Source organism: Acetobacterium sp., assembly GCF_036508315.1.
Lineage (GTDB): Bacteria > Bacillota > Clostridia > Eubacteriales > Eubacteriaceae > Acetobacterium.
On the sequence record NZ_DATCHP010000056.1, the window covers coordinates 1 to 18,287 of the forward strand.

Annotated in this window: 20 protein-coding genes and 1 pseudogene; 7 read left to right on the forward strand and 14 right to left on the reverse strand. The window is 40.9% G+C overall.

Annotated elements, in window-relative coordinates:
- The 11 genes from VIK44_RS07020 to VIK44_RS07070 form a co-directional block, all read right to left on the reverse strand.
- A partial coding sequence (locus tag VIK44_RS07020) for a hypothetical protein (protein ID WP_331553135.1) occupies nt 1-427 on the reverse strand: 427 nt, incomplete at its 3' end.
- The gene (locus VIK44_RS07025) at nt 387-2,048 is read right to left on the reverse strand and encodes an ASKHA domain-containing protein (protein WP_331553136.1); all 1,662 of its coding nucleotides are present in this window, start codon (nt 2,046-2,048) and stop codon (nt 387-389) included. The genes VIK44_RS07025 and VIK44_RS07020, both read right to left, overlap by 41 nt.
- A 4-nt stretch (nt 2,049-2,052) precedes the next feature.
- Entirely contained in the window at nt 2,053-3,066 is a 1,014-nt protein-coding gene (locus VIK44_RS07030) for a uroporphyrinogen decarboxylase family protein (RefSeq protein ID WP_331553137.1), read from the reverse strand.
- A complete protein-coding gene (locus VIK44_RS07035) occupies nt 3,059-3,727 on the reverse strand; it encodes a cobalamin B12-binding domain-containing protein (protein WP_331553138.1) in 669 nt (222 codons plus the stop codon). Before VIK44_RS07035 ends, VIK44_RS07030 begins: the two co-directional genes overlap by 8 nt.
- 465 nt (nt 3,728-4,192) lie before the next feature.
- Nucleotides 4,193-4,798, reverse strand: coding sequence for a hypothetical protein (locus tag VIK44_RS07040; protein WP_331553139.1), 606 nt, complete (start codon nt 4,796-4,798; stop codon nt 4,193-4,195).
- Nucleotides 4,799-5,043: 245 nt separating this feature from the next.
- Nucleotides 5,044-6,267, reverse strand: coding sequence for a tetratricopeptide repeat protein (locus VIK44_RS07045; RefSeq protein ID WP_331553140.1), 1,224 nt, complete (start codon nt 6,265-6,267; stop codon nt 5,044-5,046).
- Nucleotides 6,268-6,336: 69 nt separating this feature from the next.
- On the reverse strand, nt 6,337-6,636 hold the full coding sequence (locus tag VIK44_RS07050; protein WP_331553141.1) for a hypothetical protein: 300 nt from the start codon (nt 6,634-6,636) through the stop codon (nt 6,337-6,339).
- 10 nt (nt 6,637-6,646) lie between these two features.
- A complete protein-coding gene (locus VIK44_RS07055) occupies nt 6,647-6,913 on the reverse strand; it encodes a hypothetical protein (protein ID WP_331553142.1) in 267 nt (88 codons plus the stop codon).
- On the reverse strand, nt 6,910-7,713 hold the full coding sequence (locus VIK44_RS07060; RefSeq protein ID WP_331553144.1) for an EFR1 family ferrodoxin: 804 nt from the start codon (nt 7,711-7,713) through the stop codon (nt 6,910-6,912). Before VIK44_RS07060 ends, VIK44_RS07055 begins: the two co-directional genes overlap by 4 nt.
- A gap of 165 nt (nt 7,714-7,878) precedes the next feature.
- Entirely contained in the window at nt 7,879-9,903 is a 2,025-nt protein-coding gene (locus VIK44_RS07065) for a diguanylate cyclase (RefSeq protein WP_331553145.1), read from the reverse strand.
- Between the two features lie 247 nt (nt 9,904-10,150).
- Nucleotides 10,151-10,612, reverse strand: a complete 462-nt coding sequence (locus VIK44_RS07070; RefSeq protein ID WP_331553146.1) for a hypothetical protein — start codon at nt 10,610-10,612, stop codon at nt 10,151-10,153.
- A gap of 774 nt (nt 10,613-11,386) precedes the next feature.
- Here VIK44_RS07070 and VIK44_RS07075 point away from each other — a divergent pair.
- Nucleotides 11,387-12,085, forward strand: coding sequence for a DUF4386 domain-containing protein (locus VIK44_RS07075; RefSeq protein ID WP_331553147.1), 699 nt, complete (start codon nt 11,387-11,389; stop codon nt 12,083-12,085).
- A gap of 260 nt (nt 12,086-12,345) precedes the next feature.
- Nucleotides 12,346-12,732 carry a type II toxin-antitoxin system HicB family antitoxin gene (locus tag VIK44_RS07080; RefSeq protein WP_331553148.1) on the forward strand — a complete coding sequence of 129 codons (387 nt, stop codon included), beginning with the start codon at nt 12,346-12,348 and terminating at the stop codon, nt 12,730-12,732.
- 226 nt (nt 12,733-12,958) lie between these two features.
- On the opposite strand, the gene VIK44_RS07085 is transcribed toward VIK44_RS07080, so the two are convergent.
- Together VIK44_RS07085 and VIK44_RS07090 are read right to left on the reverse strand one after the other, a co-directional pair.
- On the reverse strand, nt 12,959-14,092 hold the full coding sequence (locus VIK44_RS07085) for a type II toxin-antitoxin system HipA family toxin (protein ID WP_331553149.1): 1,134 nt from the start codon (nt 14,090-14,092) through the stop codon (nt 12,959-12,961).
- A complete protein-coding gene (locus tag VIK44_RS07090; RefSeq protein ID WP_331553150.1) occupies nt 14,079-14,381 on the reverse strand; it encodes a helix-turn-helix transcriptional regulator in 303 nt (100 codons plus the stop codon). The genes VIK44_RS07085 and VIK44_RS07090 overlap by 14 nt, the downstream gene beginning before the upstream one ends.
- A gap of 311 nt (nt 14,382-14,692) precedes the next feature.
- Here VIK44_RS07090 and VIK44_RS07095 point away from each other — a divergent pair, with 311 nt between their 5' ends.
- The 5 genes from VIK44_RS07095 (at nt 14,693) to VIK44_RS07115 (ending at nt 17,625) form a co-directional block, all read left to right on the forward strand.
- Nucleotides 14,693-14,968 (forward strand): type II toxin-antitoxin system RelB/DinJ family antitoxin, encoded by a 276-nt coding sequence (locus VIK44_RS07095; RefSeq protein ID WP_331553151.1) that lies wholly within the window; start codon nt 14,693-14,695, stop codon nt 14,966-14,968.
- A complete protein-coding gene (locus VIK44_RS07100) occupies nt 14,965-15,240 on the forward strand; it encodes a type II toxin-antitoxin system YafQ family toxin (protein ID WP_331553152.1) in 276 nt (91 codons plus the stop codon). The genes VIK44_RS07095 and VIK44_RS07100 overlap by 4 nt, the downstream gene beginning before the upstream one ends.
- Nucleotides 15,241-15,657: 417 nt before the next feature.
- On the forward strand, nt 15,658-16,350 hold the full coding sequence (locus VIK44_RS07105; protein ID WP_331553153.1) for an ATP-binding protein: 693 nt from the start codon (nt 15,658-15,660) through the stop codon (nt 16,348-16,350).
- A gap of 344 nt (nt 16,351-16,694) precedes the next feature.
- Nucleotides 16,695-17,261 (forward strand): hypothetical protein, encoded by a 567-nt coding sequence (locus tag VIK44_RS07110; protein WP_331553154.1) that lies wholly within the window; start codon nt 16,695-16,697, stop codon nt 17,259-17,261.
- Nucleotides 17,248-17,625: a hypothetical protein gene (locus VIK44_RS07115; RefSeq protein ID WP_331553155.1), complete on the forward strand. Its 378-nt coding sequence runs from the start codon at nt 17,248-17,250 to the stop codon at nt 17,623-17,625. The genes VIK44_RS07110 and VIK44_RS07115 overlap by 14 nt, the downstream gene beginning before the upstream one ends.
- Nucleotides 17,626-17,857: 232 nt before the next feature.
- Here VIK44_RS07115 and VIK44_RS07120 read toward each other — a convergent pair.
- Nucleotides 17,858-18,127, reverse strand: a pseudogene (locus VIK44_RS07120) (DUF3427 domain-containing protein); the annotation flags it as partial.
- Between the last annotated feature and the right edge of the window lie 160 nt (nt 18,128-18,287).

Genomic DNA, 18,287 nt, shown 5'->3' on the forward strand with positions numbered 1-18,287 from the left:
AGCCCAGATAGACATTGATCAATTCCCTAGGAAGGGGTTCAATTGATTTATGGGCAATGATCATTATTTTGTCCGCTAAATCCCCATTCATAACAGGTATAAAAACCGACTTTAAAGGTTCCGGAGATTTTATGTCTTCCAAGGCGATAAAGCCACTCGCAAGAGTATCCAGTATAATCTCTTTGATATGACCGCCATATAAACCTAAGAGCAGTTCAATATCAGACGAGGTACTGGAATAAACGATGATTTTTTTATTTTTATCGCATTGAACATAAGCAACCCATTTAGCATTGAAATACTCGACGATTAAGTTGCCTGTATGTTCCCATATGTCCTGCTTTGGTGTCAGCCGCAGAATATATTGGGTCGCTTTAATATAACTTTCAAACTGGGAACTGTTTCCTGCTTGTGTTTTTTTCATCATCAGACTTGCTCCTCATGGGTTTCAAAAAAAGATTTTTCAAAAAGACTTCAAAAAAATCCGGATAATATGATAAATTAATAAGCGTAGCCTTGCTTTTAATTTTTTCAACCAATGCCTTCGCATCTCTTTTTAATAGCAGGAATTCACACCCGGCTAAAGCAGTATCTCCTGCCAATATGACGTTTTGAGGCACAATTTCAGGTAAGAGTCCTATTTTTTGGGCATTTGCCACATTCAAGGAAACCCCGAAAGCCCCACAGACATAAATTTTTTTAATATCCCCCAGGTTTATTCCGGCATTTTCCAGCAAGCAGTCAATGCCTGTTCCCACAGCCGCCTTGGCACGCTGAAAAACATCAATGTCATGATTATTCAGCATGATTTTATGCTTTTCATCCAAAACGAAAGTCCCTTCGGATGCGTCTTGTGCTAAGATCTTTCCATGGTCATTAAGTTTACCGTTTTCAACAAGATATGCGATCGCATCGACCATTCCTGAGCCGCATATCCCCTTTGGTTCCGCAGCTCCGATCACCTCGAAATAATAGTCTGACCGGGCAGCCGTCCAATCAATCTTATAGATGGCCCCGGGTTTTGCATGCATTCCACAGGAAATGCCACAACCTTCAAAGGCCGGGCCACCGGCTGCAGAGCTTACCCATAATTTTTCAGAATCCCACAGGGCAATTTCAGTATTTGTACCAAAATCAATGAGCAACGCCACGTCTGGCTGGTCAATAATTTGGGTGGCGAGAACACCGGCTATTAAGTCGGAACCGACAAATCCGGTCAAAGGCTGAATCACTTCAATGGCGGCTGTAGGGGAAATTTTCCAAAGCTCACCCCAGCTTTTTCTGCTTTCAGACTGGCAATCAATCTCTTTTACCCAAAATTCAGGATTAAGCATTAATTCATAGCTTTTTTCGGACAAAAGGGTAAGCATTGGTGTGTTTCCGACGATTACCACCTTTTCAATTGCTTCAAGATCGATAAATTCCCTTTCCGAAATATCCAAAAGAGCCTCTCCGATTGAATTTCGTGCCGCAGCGCCCAGCTTTTGGGCATTCTCAGTTGATTCACATGCGGCAGTCAGTCTTGTCACAACGTCTAAACCAAAAGAATACTGACGATTCAAGCCCTGACGACCTACCACCCTTTTCATTGTTTCCATATCCCAGACAGAAAGGCTGATATTCGTTGTCCCCAGATCGACAGCCACACCATAAGACTTTCGCCGGCCTCCTGTTCCCACTGTCTCAAAAGACTGGACGTTCATATGGGTGTCTAAAAAATAGTCGTCTTTGGGAATATTTCTCCATTTAGATTCACAAATGGAATAGAGCAATTCCATCCGAATATTTTGAAGGGGTTTTGTCTGGCAGGCAAGACGAATTCCCTGGTTGATCTGGTCCCGGGAAAGATGAACCCATTCATTGGGTTGGGGTTCATTTACTTCCCCTTCACTGATATGAACCTGACACATTCCGCAGGCCCCATTGCCACTGCATCCGATGACGTACGCTCGCAGATTGGTGGTATCCAGTATTTCACGTATTGTTACGCCAATTTCAAATGGGATTTGGTGTTCTTTTCCCTCTTGAAGAAAAGAAAGGAAATACATCACATCACCCGTTCTTTCTTACCGCATTAACCATGGCGGCAATATTTTCAGGTCTCGACTGAGGTGAAATTTCACATCCGGATGACAGTATAAATCCGCCCCGGGTTTCAAAATAATTCAAAAGCTCAGAGGCCCTGGCCGTGATCTCTTCCGGACTGTCTTCAATAAATGAAATTGATTTGATGTTCCCGTCCAGGCACATACTGGGGAGTGCCTCGCCAGCTTGCTGAGGGGTCACAGGATAGTCAAAATTCGCAATATCAACCCCAATACTTGGATAAAAAGGCAAAATGGAAGCTGCCGGACCGGCAATATGAAGCCAGTTTGCAATTGATCCTGCTTCAGCAAAGATCCTGCATATTTTTTGAAGCTGTGGCAGCTCAATTTCTCTGAAAAACTGGGGAGGGACGACCGCGGGAGATGCCGAGGGATTAAATATCAGTGGTAAATGGGCTCCAGCCTTAATTTGAGCAAGACCAAAACCAATGGCCACTTCAGTACAAAAATCCAGTAGTTTGATAAACACCCCTGGTTCGTCAATGGCCAGATACAAAGCCTTTTCCATTCCAAGCAACTGGGTAGCCAGGGTTAAGGGACCCATTACGCATCCGACAACCAGACGCTCATCGCCAACCGCTCTGCGCATAATTTTCAAAGCTCGCAGCATTTCCGGCATCCGGCCGGCCTTATTTGGATCAGGCAAAACCAGACGGTCAATGCTGCATTTATCCTGTATCGCGTATGTTTGTATGGTCGGGTACATACCTTTTCGGTATTCCAGAACCGCCCCTACCGCCTCGGCCTCAACACTTGTGTCCATCACTGAAAACACGGCATCATATCCATATTTATTAATTGCCTTTATCTGACACTCAGCAAGTAATGCACCATCCCTAACATATTCATGCACAGGAACTCCAGCCATAACACCTGCAAGGCCAAATATTTGGGGGATCACTGGAACCCGATCTGATTTTTCAAAGTTTACAGTCGCGCTGATTCGCTCCAGACTATTCATTCACTTTACCTCCTGATAGTTGCTCTAAATATCCGATACTGTCAAACGCTGTTCCCGCAAGAAAATCCACATTGAGATTGTCTGTAGATGATTGCCTAAGCGCTGCGCCGCCTGCCATTATTTTGGGAGCATAAATGCCTCGCTCATGCATCAGTTCCCTGACCTGTTTTACCATTGGAATCACCGGAAAAATTAATCCGCTTAACCCCACTGCCAGTGGCTTTTCCTCGCTTATGACATCTAAAAGCTTTTCAATGGGGCAGTTTTTTCCACAGTCAACCACCCGGTATCCGCTTGCTGTTAAAATCATCTTGAGAATATTCTTTCCGATATCGTGGACATCACCCTCCAGAACTGCCAGTACAATGGTTCCTTTTCTCGCCGTCACAATCTGACCGGAAGGAAAGAGATATTTTATTACTTCCATTGCCGCTCTCCCGGTGAGCATGATTTCTAAAAGGTTGAACTGCTCCATGGTACATTTTTCATCCAGCTGTCCCATTGCAACCTCAATCCCGTTAACAACTATTTCCTCGGCGCTAATCCCGGAATCGAATAAATTTCTGGCATGATTGATGGACTGAGCGCAGTCCCCCACAATAATAGCTTCTACCAGAGAATTCATCGTTTCTGTGAGAGGATGAATCGTTGCTCCTGTCATTTTTGCTCAGCTCCCTTCTCTATAATAAATTTGATATAAAATCAGAAATCCCTGTCGGCTGACATAGCCTTTAATAATGATGTTTATACCCATATTTTATCAATAAAATCATCCCGTTTAATGACGTTTTATCTTTAGCATGAAGGGACAGCATGAAGGGACGGTTCTTTTGTGTTCAAACGAATGGAATCTGCACAACACAACCGTCCCTCTGCTCTCGGATGTGGGCAAACACAAGAAAAGGCTATAGGCATACTGCCCATAGCCTAATCTTATCAAGAACACTGTCCAATCAACGCTTAAAGGAAGCAGGGTACCCCAATTTCCAAGATTATTATCTGTAAATAAACGTGTAAACTTTGGAAGTGCCGTATACCGAACGGTACGTACGGTGCTGTTGGAGCTCGGCTAGTCAATTAATGGCTAGCCTCCTACCCGATTGGCAGAACAATTTTTATTCTCCAGTTAAACATTAGCCACCAGTGCAACCTTATCCGTTCCTTCTGGTCCTGAAAAAGTCACACTCATCATAGACGCAAGGCCTTTCTTAATCCATATCCGTTCGATTGCCGGTGCACTTTGATAATTTTGAGTTCTACTCAATTCAAATCCTTCTGTTCCAAGTATGGATTTTACCTCATCAAAGGTCATCCCTTCGGTAATGCGTGCAGCCTGTTCATCCGTTATTCTGTCTGCATCTGGTGCAGTGGTCAGGTATTTCTCCCAACCTGATAAACGTTTAGTTATTACCTCTTTGGTGGTATTGTCTGCGGCCATAATAGAACTAAACCCGACGGACACTCCATAACCACTCTTATCCGCATAATCATAGATATCTGTGGACAATTCCGTTGGAGTAACGCCCAATTCTGTATCAACCTGTTCTTTTGTCTGCTTCAGCTCAACCTTATTATATAAATTATACATCGCTTCTTTTTTTTGCGGATCCTCTTTTGTGTTGGTGTCATCTTTTGTACTCGTACTGCCCTGACCGCAACCTGCTAATAAACCAATCAAACAAACCAATGTGACAATGACCAGACCAAGTGTTTTTAAATTAGATTCAAACATTTTAGACCTCCCTTATCCTTTTATTTAAAGATTTTACTTCTGTTATTTGTTATTTATATCTACCCATAAATTATTGAATTTAACATTCTTTATCCGCCATTTTTTTCAGGCCTTGTTTCCGTTTTTTAATAGACAGATTTCCCGGCCGTCTAAGGCACTGACCTCATGCTCAATGGATAATAGGGGTTTCTTTATTTTTTTCCCTGCTTTTTCAGCTGTTTCCCTGTCACCGCACTTATGATTTCTTAGGACAACTTATCTAAAAACTCAATACATTGATCCAAAGCATCACTTTCCAATTCTTCGATATCATCATCTGAAAGCAAAGCTATGTATTGTGCTGCTTTATCGTAGGCCCCAAGGATAACCGATACCTGTACACATAATCCAATTGCCGGAGAATCAGTTGGATTCAGCTGGTGGGCTTTTTCTAATTCCACCGCTGCTTCATCAAAAAATGTTGCCCATCTCAGGGCGTCGGCTCTGTTGTAAATGGTGTCAAAACAAGGATCCTGTTTCACAGCAAGATTTGCAAGGCAAAGTGAGCGTAGTGTGTTATCTTCCGATGCCATTGACAGACTAATGATTTTTTCAGTGTCTGTTTCAATCAACGGGGAGCAGGCGTCAATGACATCATCAGTTATACCGATTTGATAAAATTCACCATTGTATTGATTGATAAAGTCCGCCGCTTCCTGGACGGAAGCCTCCGGAACAGCACTGACCCTGCAAATACCATGTTTTTCAAAATTCCGGGGTAATTTGCTTTTTAAAATCGTGCATTTACAATTCCGGGCCGGTAATATATGAAAATCTTCATATTTTGTTTTAATCTGGTAATCAAAGTCTTCGCCACCTAAATTTTCCTGTCGCATATTTTGCTGCTGTTGATAAATCTGATTATGACGGCTCCATCCAATGACAAAGAATTTAGATTTTTGCTTGGCAAGCCAAATGATCGAAGGGGTTTTAATCTCCATCAATTCATTGGGAAAAATCTTTTTCTCACCGATATCCATATAAAAGAAGCGGTTGTAAAACACAAAGGATTCAAGATAATCTTCATATTTTTCATGGGGCACCACACAGAAAAGAGCCTGACTCAAATCAAAGTGTTCATTTGCTGTTATTAGCGCAAGCGTCAAACGATCAGGATTTTCCAGGTAAAGATCCAGTTCCTCTTCCAGTGCCCGATACTCAGAAAAAGTCATTAATTTTCTCTCGAAATCTTCTGAATGTTCATCCGTTTCCTGATGCAGCAGTTCATGAAATATCACCGACATAACCGCTTCTTTTGAAACCTTGTCCGTGTTTAATAACCGGCTGATCGTTATCTTGTTCAACCAATACTGATACTGTCCAGGTGCCGTCATATTTTCAGAAGTCCAAGATATCGTCGGCCGTTTATAACCCTGGGGGATTTCGCATTGTTCAATGACTTCATCAAGCAGTATATTTAGATCATACATAAAATTAAACCCTCCCTCTTTGTAAGATAACTTCTTTTAAACCATCCGATTTTTTAACAAGGTGTTCAGTTAATCAGGGATACTCAAGTCAATCCCCCCTATGTCCAATGACCTTATCGGAAAATGATTGGTGAGCTGGGTGTATCCGTTTATAATAAAGTGTATAATATAATCAGTATCCACTTCAATGGAAACCTTGGATAAGGCTTTTTTAATCATTTCTTCGTGAAGCACCGGAAGATAATAGTCAACTCCGATTTGCTCAAACAATTCAATAAAATCACGGATGAACAGGTCGTTTTTCCTGGTTTTATCCGATGGATAACCACGACTGATCAGAGCAATATTATTATCAAAGTTCGGTGCCATGCTGATAAAATCACCGGTATAAGGTGTTTCCGTGTTTATAGAGCCACCAGTCACCATTTTCGATTCGCCAGCATTTCTCAAAGGAACCAATATTGGTGAGTTCCGGTGTTCTGCTATGCATCAACCCTTGATTGTTGACTCGATTAAAGCTGTCCGGATCGCCATTTAAGGCCAGGTTGTCAAAGTAGTTCTGACTGAAACGAACATCCCCATAAGTTAGTGCCGGTTCGGAATCTTCACACACCCAGTAGGTGTCGGTGATGGTGGAAGCATTCACACCGGCCCATGATATCGGGGAACCTGATTGGGATCGGCATAAATGCCATTCATGGTGATAGAACCGGTTGGGCAGAAGTTGTAACAGCGCATACTGGCCGTGCACCCCGGCAGAAAGGTAAACCCCTCCCCTTCATCAAACAGGATGCTCCCAGTCGGGCAGTTATTGACACAGGCCATGCAGCGGGTACAGGTTTCCATATTGACACCCAAGGTCTGATGATGTCTGGCAATGGCCTCCGGTACTTTTTTGCGGATCATGGCACCAATCATTAACTGGGGCCCGTGACCTTTGATCCGCTTTCTACCGGACAGCAGGCGATCCGCCAGCCGGGTAAGCTCCGTTTTCCCCCGGGCCATTCGTTTATTCAACAGTTCTCTGTCAACCGGTTTGGTCGTGACCACATTGTTGCACAGCTGAATGTTGACATAAGCGGTAAGCACCAGGCCGGAACCGGCCAGCAGCTTTTTCATCTCATTGGGGCCAAAGGCGTTCACATAGCCAAAAGTGTTGATCACAAAGACTTTCTTTTCTGTCTGGACTGGTTTCAGGATTTTGATCAGACGGTCGATGAATTCCTTCATAATGGGAGGAATATCCCCGCCGTAGATGGGATTGGCCAGACCGATGCAGTCCGCAGCCTGGACGATTTTCAGGATGTGCTCATCGGTAAGATTTTCCCCGAAGTCGATGGAAAACATAGCTGCCTGATGGTCCTTTTCGCTGATGATGGCATTAAAGGTTTCCACTGCCCATCGGGTATTGCCGGTTCCACTGAAATAAAAAGTTGAGAATTTCATATTTTACCTCGTTTCTAATTTAATCAATTACGATTGCTTCATTTTTTTTGCATGAAGGTGCATGAAGGGACGGTTCTTTCGTGTTTAAACGAATGGAATCTGCACAACACAACCGTCCCTCTGATCGCCCCTTGACAACAAGCCGGCCAGCACATTTATAGTTGACTATGTGGACAGCCATGGTTTCCCCAAAACTTTTTCAATAAATACCCTGACAATTTTAGGATCAAAATGGGTACCGACACAACGTTTTATTTCTTTAATGGCTTCTTCTTCACTGAGTGCCTTTTTATATGAACGCTCAGATGTCATGGCATCATAAGCATCTGCAACTGCAATGATACTTGCCGCAAGTGAAATTTCAACCCCTTTGAGACCCTTAGGATACCCTTTTCCATCCCATCTTTCATGATTTTCAAGTACAAAAACAGCTATTTCCGAAAATTCGTTAGCTGAGCTTAATATGCGGAATCCGATCTCAGAGTGTCTCCTGATTTCTTTCCATTCATCATTGCTCAATTTTCTGTTGCTGTTTAAAATATTTTCATCGATCCCTATTTTCCCGATATCATGCATCAGTCCGGCTATTCTGATCTGATCGACAGCATCTGGATGAAGATTCATCTGGATAGCAATCGCTTCGCAAATTTCACTAACTCTTTTCGAATGCAGCATTTCTCTGTGGTTTTTTTCATAAAGCGTCTTCATGACCAAGTCGATCGTCTTATGCCGGATGCTCGCGCTTTCAGAAAGCTTGTTTCGATACATAGAATCTTCGGCAGCTTTGAATATGTTGTGAATATCTTCGGTTTTATCAGTTTTCGTTTTATAACCAAAGGAAATAGAAATATCAAGGGAGCCAACTTTTTCTTTCAATGCCAGTTCTTTCATACGTGCTATGACTTTCTCTGTCTCCAAAGTATCTGTTTGAGGTAAAATAATTATAAATTCATCCCCCCCCAATCTGGCAACAATATCGTCAATCCGGCAACTATTCTTGATGATTTCTGCTATTTTTTTCAGGAGCTCATCCCCCATAACATGTCCAAAGGAATCATTGACAAGCTTTAGTCCGTTCACGTCCCCCATAACAAGTGTCAATGGAAGGTTTCTTTCCGTATCCAGTCTTTTTAACTCTTCTTCATAAAATCTACGGTTATAGAGCCCGGTGAGCTGGTCATGATAACTTAAGTAGAGGATTTTTTCATCCTTTTGTATCCGTTCTGAAATATCAGAAACGAGCACGGCAAACTGGTTTTTTTTCGGACAATAGGTATAGGTTGAGTAATATTTCCCAGTGGTTTCCATGTAATTTTCGTAATAGCTTGGTTCTCCGGTGAGGGCCACCTTTCCAAAAACATCAATCCAGTATTGTTCGATAAAAGGCATGACTTCTGTTATTCGTTTGCCTATTGCCATTTCACGGGTGATTCCCAGGATTTTGGTGTAACTGTCATTGATATCAAGAAATATATAGTCAACCGGTTCACCCTCAGAATTCGTTATTATTTCGTGAAGTCCCAATCCCTGATCCATAGACGTGTATAAAAGCCTGAATTTTTCCTCGCTTTCCCTTAACGCTTCCTCGGTCTGCTTAAGCCTGGTGATGTCACTCAGAGCCACGCGACATATCAACTCGCCATTGTCTTTTGCAGCCGTGGCAGCTAAATGTATCCAGAATACAGTGCCATCTTTTTTGACCATCCTCAGTTCGTAATCTTGAGGTTCACCCTTTTCAAAAAGCTGTCGGCTGTTGAGATAGTGTCTGTCTTGGTCCTCTTTTAAAATTAGCTGGGAAAACGGTTGCTTAATTAATGCGACTCTGTTCACCCCCAATAGTGTAACGGCAGTTAAATTGGCCTCAAGAATCAGACCCGTCAAAGAGAGAATCAAATAGCCCAAGGGGGCCATTTCGTAAAGATCAAAATAGCGTGCACGGGCGTCGTATAGCTCCAACTCTGTTTTTCGCAACTCTTCGTTTTGCATTTCCAACTCAATCCGATACACCTGAAGTTCATGGATCGTCCGCCGCATTTCTTCAGATGACATTTCTTCCAGATTTTTCTGGGAAAAGTCGCCTTCTTTCAGAGAGTGCTCTTCAGCTCGAAGTCGCAGCGTTTTATCTGACCGATCTTTCGGTGTGCTACTCGCATCCGGCATATTCTCAGATGGGTTATCTATAATTTTCATTTTCGGCTCCTGCCTTCCCTGGTTTTTGCCCTCTGTGTTCTTGCTGAACTGTCAACAGCAACAGGGGTAAGATTTCATTATTCTGCAATTCATCTCTATATGAAACGGTTCCGTTTGACAATATCCGAATGATTGAATTTACTAGGAAGCTCTGACATTACTTCTCTTAAAATATTAATGCTTATACCTTTAAATATTCCCAAAATTCAACATAAAAGACATCAAAGTTAAAAAAAATATAAACAAACTATATAAACATGCGGGGACGGTTCTTTCGTGTTCTATCAATTTGAACATCGTTTATGTCACAGAGTCTTAATACTTCTCCCCATAAGCTAATGATTCTGGCATTGGGACATATAAAAACCAATGCTTTATTTACGGCAACCTTGTTTTCCCGAAGTCTCTTAAGATAACCCAGCGGTTGATTTTGTGTTAAGCCTGCCCAGAACTTCGCTTCGCATAAAAGCAGTTCATTAAATTCATCATCCGCTCCTACCAAGTCAGGACGTTCACTATTTTCCCCAACAACTTGTGTTTTAAAAAATAAATCTGGAAAGTGATCTATTTTTAAAACTGATGCAAGATAATGACTAAAAGCCTGGCTGGCGGAACTTGAATTTTCGAGTATGTAACATAGACTCATGGTTGCAACATCTTCTGGCGACCCTTTTATTCTTGAATAGAGATGTGATAATAAAGAACCCATAGTTTTACTTCCTCTTTTTTTATTAAACTCACAAGCTCATCATTAACCTAGTGCACTCCACCTCAGTTGACTTAGTTAAGTGAGCCTGTGTCTCCCCCATCCGGACGATGTGTATGTTTTAAATAGATAACCGGCCGATGGTTCTCTTCAAAAACTTTTTTCAGTCCGATAATTGGTTCTTTTTTAATAAGTTAGGTTCAATAAGTTAACTTACAGGTTCAGCCAACTGCGAATGGAATCTGCACATAAGAACCGTCCCTCCGGTTTCTCTTTTCATCATTGAATACGTTTTCATTCTGCATAAAAAAATTACTACTCGTCATTTTTATTATTATACCCAATTTTTCCTCTGGTATCAATTATTATTAAATCGTTTCACTTTATTATGTGATACTATTTTTTTGCTGAAAGAAATAGTATCACCCCTTGCCCGAAGCAAACCTCATATCCTTCTAAACCATTAAAACAAAAAAGTTTGCATCAGGTAATAATTCTTTTAAGTTTTTATAAGTTTGTGTCAGGCTCGCACAGCCAACTACGAATGGAATCCGCACAAAATAGCCATCCCACTGTGTAACGAGTTGGTGGCAGATACCGAAGCCCTTTTGATCTATAACATATAACATAAATTGGTTTAACATTTACCTTATTGGGTACCAATAAGGTATGAGATATGGAAAAGAGGGGTATTATGAAAGATGAAAGTCACGTGCATGCCACAAAAAAAGCCTTTGATATTCTAAAATAAACTAACCAATAAAGGAGGAAGAAAAAATGGATATAAATAAAAAAATTGCAAGAATGGTGGGAGTATTATTTATAATCGGGACAGTTGCGGGTATTCTGAGTGCTTTTTTAATACCGCCTATTCTAAATGCTCCGGATTACCTTTTTAAGTTTTCTGAAAATAAAAACATGGTTATTTGGGGGGTACTCTTAATCTTAACAATGGGCATTTCTCTTTCTATGATGTCAGTGGTATTGTTTCCTGTTTTAAAAAAATATAATGAAGTATTAGCGCTTGGGGCAGTTATTTTCAGGGGTGTACTTGAGTTGGTATGCTATTTGGGCATCGCTATCAGTTGGATATTACTTTTAACATTAAGTCAAGAGTATGTAAGGACAGACACACCTGTAGTATCTAACTTTCAATTAATAGGTACTATGTTAAAGGATCTAGCTTTTTATATTGGAAGCACAGGGTTGTTGTCTGTTTTTTTTAGCATAGGTGCTATAATTATTTATTACGTATTTTATAAGACAAAACTTATACCGACGTGGTTATCGCTCTGGGGATTTTTTGGGGCAATGTTATATTTAGTCAGTCCAATATTAATTATGTTTGGCTTCCAGATGGAATTCTTGCAGTATCCGCTAGGCGTGCAAGAAATGATTATGGCGGGTTGGTTGATCGTTAAAGGATTCAATTCATCTGCATTCAATTTCCTGATGACAAAACAACAAATTGAATGAAAATTTAAAAACGATTATAAGTTGATATCAGGCACCGAGGCCCTATAAACATCATAAAAATCTCTCGGTCTAGTACTCAATTCTCCTCTTCTTTATCAAGATCATCTGTTTCTACGACACTTCATTTGTGTCAAAATGGTTTGCTTGGTACCTTTTGATGATTCTGACTACTGGGTCTATTTTAGTTTTTGCGAAGGCCACACACACAACTCTTAAAATAGGCATTTTGATTATTGACAATACCAAAGGAGGTATTCATTATGTTAAATACGTATCCCGCAATTTTCCACAAAGAGGATGGCGCCTACTGGGTGGAATTTCCTGACCTTCCAGGTTGCCAAACCATTGGAGATAGTATCGGTGAAGCAATGGAAGAAGCCCAGGAAGCCTTGGGTTTATATCTCGTTGCTGCAATTGAAGAAAAATCAGAGATCCAGGCTGCATCTGATATAAAAACCATTCCTGTTGATGATCATTCATTTGTTAGTTTAGTTGGGTGTCATATATCCCAATATATACGCTCTTCAAAGTCCGTGAAAAAGATCCTAACCATTCCAGATTGGCTTAATGTCATGGCTGAAAAGAATAGCATAAATTTTTCACAAACTTTACAAAATGCCCTAATGGAAAAATTACACATCGCATAAATAGCCTCAGATACTGTGAAAATACTAAGAAATTAAGGCTGAGCCTTGAAGTGTCCTCAAAATTGGGGGCATCTTTTTTGCATTCCACTGGAAGAATTTCACAAGTTTACACCGAGGCCTTGTAGTCCCGGTTTTAACATGATTGACTCCTTTGATCATGGTATAATGTCCTCTTCATATATCATTCTATCCCCTTTAGAGGCCCTCGTAAGGTTCTGCGGCCAGCCTATTTATAATTACTCAATTTGTAAGCAGCAACGATATCTTTTATCCCCTCGGCAATGACTTTTGCCTTTCGCTCCGTCATGCCAATATTTTTTGCAACCTCAAGAATATCCCTGAGATCCGGATTCCTTCCATTGCCATTAACACAGGTTGCATGCTCTCCACCGATGGAAACACTATAGGTCAAATCATAAGCCGGGGAAAGAAACCATCCATCTTTTTCATCATTATACAGAAAAGTGAAATTCTTCGAATGATCATCCCTATTATGGGCAAAAACATTGAAGCACATAAGCCGGTACATTTTTTCAACTTCAGAAAAATCTTTTGTCAATTCCAACGTCAGCTTCATCAGGATGTTATAATCCAAATTTGGGATACGATGTGAAGTCTCGAGTATCCCACTCACTGAAAGCATATGAATGCGCTTTTCTTTCCCGTTGGTATCGATCCTTCTGTCAAATCTCCGGGTTCCAAAATAGCCCGGGCCTGTATCCGAAGAAAAAAGCTTTGTTTCTTCCATTGGAATTCTACATTCCCTGGCACACAAAGAATACTGATATTCCTGTTCGCCGATGTTTTTTGCATCATCTGATGAAGGGAATTTAATGATCCATTCGATGTCGTCAATAGTGGTTAATATCTTAGGTCTTGCACCACCTGAAGAACCACCAAGCCTGAACAGATCATCCAAATTATCCGAATAATCTGTCCGGAGCATATTGGCACATTCAGCAGCTATCTTGTCAAGATCGACGGCCTGATTCGATAATTCAAAATGATGGACTGGTTCATAGGTCAATGCACCCATTCCCGATGGCCCAACAATGGCCAATCTGTCCATGCTACTGATTTCAAAAGGGTTGATATGTTTTTTTAATAACAGTCGATCTACCAGCAAACGTCCCCATCCGTCAGGCAGACTGTCGGCAAATACACCATATAAGCCCTCAAATGGTTCAACTTTTGGTATGAATACACGTTGCGTAAGTGGCAGTGAAAATGGACTGATAGAAAAGCCATCATTCAGCCATTCCTTGCTGTATTCAAAAGCGGCCTGTCTATTCTTGTAAAGCGCCATTGTTCCAACAAGCCTGCCATTATATCGGACTGACACTGTTTTAATTTTGTCCATCGATTACCTCCTGGATGGATTCAAAGGGAAGATCCTGAAATAAGTTGATCAGATCATCTTCGCATTTTAATGCAATTGCAATTTTGGTCAATGAACTCAAGGAGATTTCACCGCTGCGTTCAAATCTTTTCACAGAACCCAAGCTTACTCCTGATTTTTCACTCAGCTTTTCCTGTGACAGCTTCTGCCTTTTACGGATACTTCGAATATTTTGCGCGATTAAGTTATCAATCTCTTTAGGTGTTTTTTGATTGAAAAATTCAGTATTCATAGTTAATATATTATCCATAAACACTGTTTTTGTCAAGTAATAGCTATTATATTAGCCACGTTTTTATCTTAGAGTTTAATCATCCCATGATAGTCCATCAGAAAGGTCCGAAATAGAATTTGAGGTCGCTTTTATCGGTAAGCTGATCGAAGCCAGGGAGAAAAGCGGAATGTCTCAAAAAAAGCAGGCTGATTTAAAATGAATGAAATCTGCACAAAAGAACCGTCTTTCCGATCTATTAAAAAATATATTTAATATGTGCCGTGTATTGACAATGCACCTTATTTAATATATAATATGGATAATAATCTAGAGAAGGGGTGTTTGATATGGCTACTACAAACGTCACAATTCGAATGGACAAGGAATTAAAGAAGCAGGCTGATGACTTATTTTCTGACTTGGGTCTGTCAATGACATCGGCTTTAATTGCGTTTACAAAGCAGGCTGTTAGAGAACAGCGAATACCGTTTGTTATCTCTCGAAATGTACCGAATGCCGAAACGATCTGCGCAATTGAAGAAGTCGAGAAAATGAAACGCAATCCCGAAATCTATAAGGGATATGATGATATCGATGAGATGATGACTAAGTTGTTAAAATGAAATATTTAGTTAAGCCCTCAGCGAAGTTTCAGAAAGATGTTAAAAGAATCCACAAACGCGGCTATGACCTTGCATTGCTTACTGAGATGATTAAAATCATTGCAGATGGTGAAGAACTCCCAGCCAGATATAAAGACCATAACCTGAGTGGAAACTATGTAAGATGCAGAGAATGTCACATTACGCCGGATTGGTTGCTGATTTACGAACTGACTGAAAGTGATCTGATTTTATATCTGACACGAACAGGAACCCACAGCGATTTATTCTAAAGTCTCATATTGATACCAGAAAACCGGAAACGCCCGATGGTTGGGTGTTTTTTTTGCGCCGCAATAAATCTGACTATCCCCAGGGCAGCTGTGAGGGTGGCTCTCACCCTCCATTTGCACGGATTAGATCCAGATACTTGAACCGACTCCGATATGGATTGATAGAGGTCATCAAGTTTATAAGTTGATGTCAGGCACCAAGGCCCTTCTTCATGCCTAAAGTATGCAGCTCTTTCTTGATGTAATATATTTTGTCCCTCTGATTTCACCTCTGATTTCAATAAAATAAAGTTATTGAGCTTCACAAAGAAAACTACGTAAACATAACAGTTTTTATATTACAAAACGAAAAGTTATTTACAACATCGTTTTTTCAAGGACGATGTCGATGTTTATATCACCGGTTCAAATGCTCAGATGCTTTCCGGCGAATTAGCCACGCTGCTTTCTGGCAGATATATCGAAATCAGTATGCTGCCCCTTTCCTTTGCGGAATATTATGAACTGGTTGGCGGAGATAAGCGGGACGCCTGGAACAGCTATTTCAAAAACGGCGGTTTCCCCTATACTGCGGCTATTGAGGACGAGGACATTCGCAGAGATTATCTGATGGGAATCTATCATACTGTTTTGCTCAAGGATGTCGTTACAAGAAAAAGAATCAGCGATATTCCCCTACTTGAAATCGTTATTAAGTTTCTTTTTGACAATATTGGCAACATCGTATCTCCAAAGAAAATTGCCGACAGCCTGACTTCTTACGGACGAAAAACGACTTCGGTAACCGTTGAAAACTATATTGAAGCCTTAACTGGTGCCTTTATTCTATATAAGGCTAACCGGTATGATATTAAGGGTAAGCAACATCTGAAATCTCTTGAAAAGTATTATCTGGTGGATATTGGACTGCGCCGCATGCTGCTCGGGGATAAAAATGCTGACATCAGCCATATTCTTGAAAATATCGTGTATCTGGAGCTTCTGAGGCGTGGATACACAGTCGACATCGGTAAGGTTGATGATAAAGAAATTGATTTTATTGTGACGATTGGCGGCGATAAGGTAATACTATCAGGTTTCGGCAAGTATTCTCGACCCTTCCACCTTTGAGCGTGAAATAGCCCCGCTAAAAAAGGTGGCCGACCACTATCCCAAATTTATATTATCGATGGATGAGCTTCCGATGGACGATGATGGGATCAAACAGGTCAATATCGTAGATTTTTTACTTGAAAAATAAATATTTACTAAGCCCTTCGGCTTCATCAATCACACCAATTTAACTGTGCAACTTCGTATTGGCCACAAGTTCTTTTCGCAGGGTTTGTGTCATGACGGTTTCATATAGACCCGGTTTTAACATGATTGGCTCCTTTGATCATGGTATAATATCCTATTCATATGGTATAATATGGGTAATAAACAACACATTGGTTATAAAAACGGAGGTAATGATGGAAGCTTTTAACGATATCGGACTTCTGGATAAAAACAAACTGCAGGAAATATTCGACTACCTGAATCAGCAGCTTATGGATAATTCAATGCAGCTTGATCTGACAATGTACGAAGGATGTATGATGACCATGGTCTACGACAATCGACCCGCCACCAAAGACATCGACTGCGTATTCAGCCAGGCCAATGATAAATTACTGGAACATATCCTAAAAAATACCCAGTTTATTTTCAACCTTTCAGACGGCTGGATTAATGATGAAATCAAAGAACCACTGAAGTCGATAATCAAAGAGGAACTGGAAACCTTCAAAACCTATTCCAACCTGAGAGTCCTCAAACCCAAAGCCGAACAGCTTCTGGCCATGAAAGTGCTGGCAGCACGGCCCGAACCTTCAAAAGATTTTAACGATGCCTATCTATTGTGCAAAACCCTTAATATTACAACCAAAGCTCAATTGTTGAACCTAATTTTCAGCTACATCCCCATGCCCCTTCTGGGGGAACGTCAGATTAATTTCATAAAATACTTAGGAGAGGATTTAGGCTATGATTGGCAATAACTATTTAAACAGCTTATATACATATCCTGATCTGGACACCGGCATCAACCAGTTACTGGAACTGCTTGCCACAAAAGACAAAAGGTTTCTGGAAAGCCTTTATGTGCCTCTGGATGTTGCCGCTTTGGATGATGATGAACGCCATTATCTCACCATTGTTTCTGCCATCATCGATTATCATCTGCAGCTTTATAAAATGGACGTCCCCAACTGGCTCAGAAGCGAAGCACTTTGTTTTGACAAACCCTATTTCCATTCAAAAAGAATCAGCGATTTCGACCGGGTGAAGCTCCAATATACGGTGCCCGGCCCTTTCAGGCGACGCAATGTGTATATGGATCCCGAGGGAATGAAACGAATCTAGGCTGGTAGTGCATGAAGCGACGGTTCTTTCGGGTTCTACCGAATGAAATCTGCACAACACAACCATCCCTCTGATCCTGGAGTTCTTTTAAACGGCTGATGGTTTGGGTGGTGTCGCTCTCTTCTTTGAGGAAGATGTGGGTGTTGAGTTTGTTGAATAATGCCATTGGTTATGTCCTTTCATATGTTTATATGTTGGTGTTATATGTTGGTGTCAGGCACTAGCTCCATGCAATATCTACCCCAAATTGGCCAGAATTTAAGGCCACTTGTACATCGTTTGATGCGATTGTTCGGCCTGACTTTGAAATAGCAATAAGACTGGAGGGTGCAATGAAGCGATCTTCGTAATTGATCGAGGATTCAATCGCTTCGCTTTTGTGATAATTAATAAACACCGGATATGTAGCTGATTTTTCATCATATTTGTAGCCGCCGATATTTAAAGAAACCTCATTTTTTTCCCATTCTAATAATCGGCAAACATCTTCATAGGAGTACTTTAATAAGTTAAGGGGCAGGGAAACCTCCGAAAAACGGCCAAAAAGTTAACGTTTCCCAAAACCATGAATGAATATTCATCGAGTTAAAAAGAAAAGTCCGGATTAGCAATTGATTTTTGGGATAAGTTGTTAAAAGGCTGTTGTATCAAATAATTGAGGG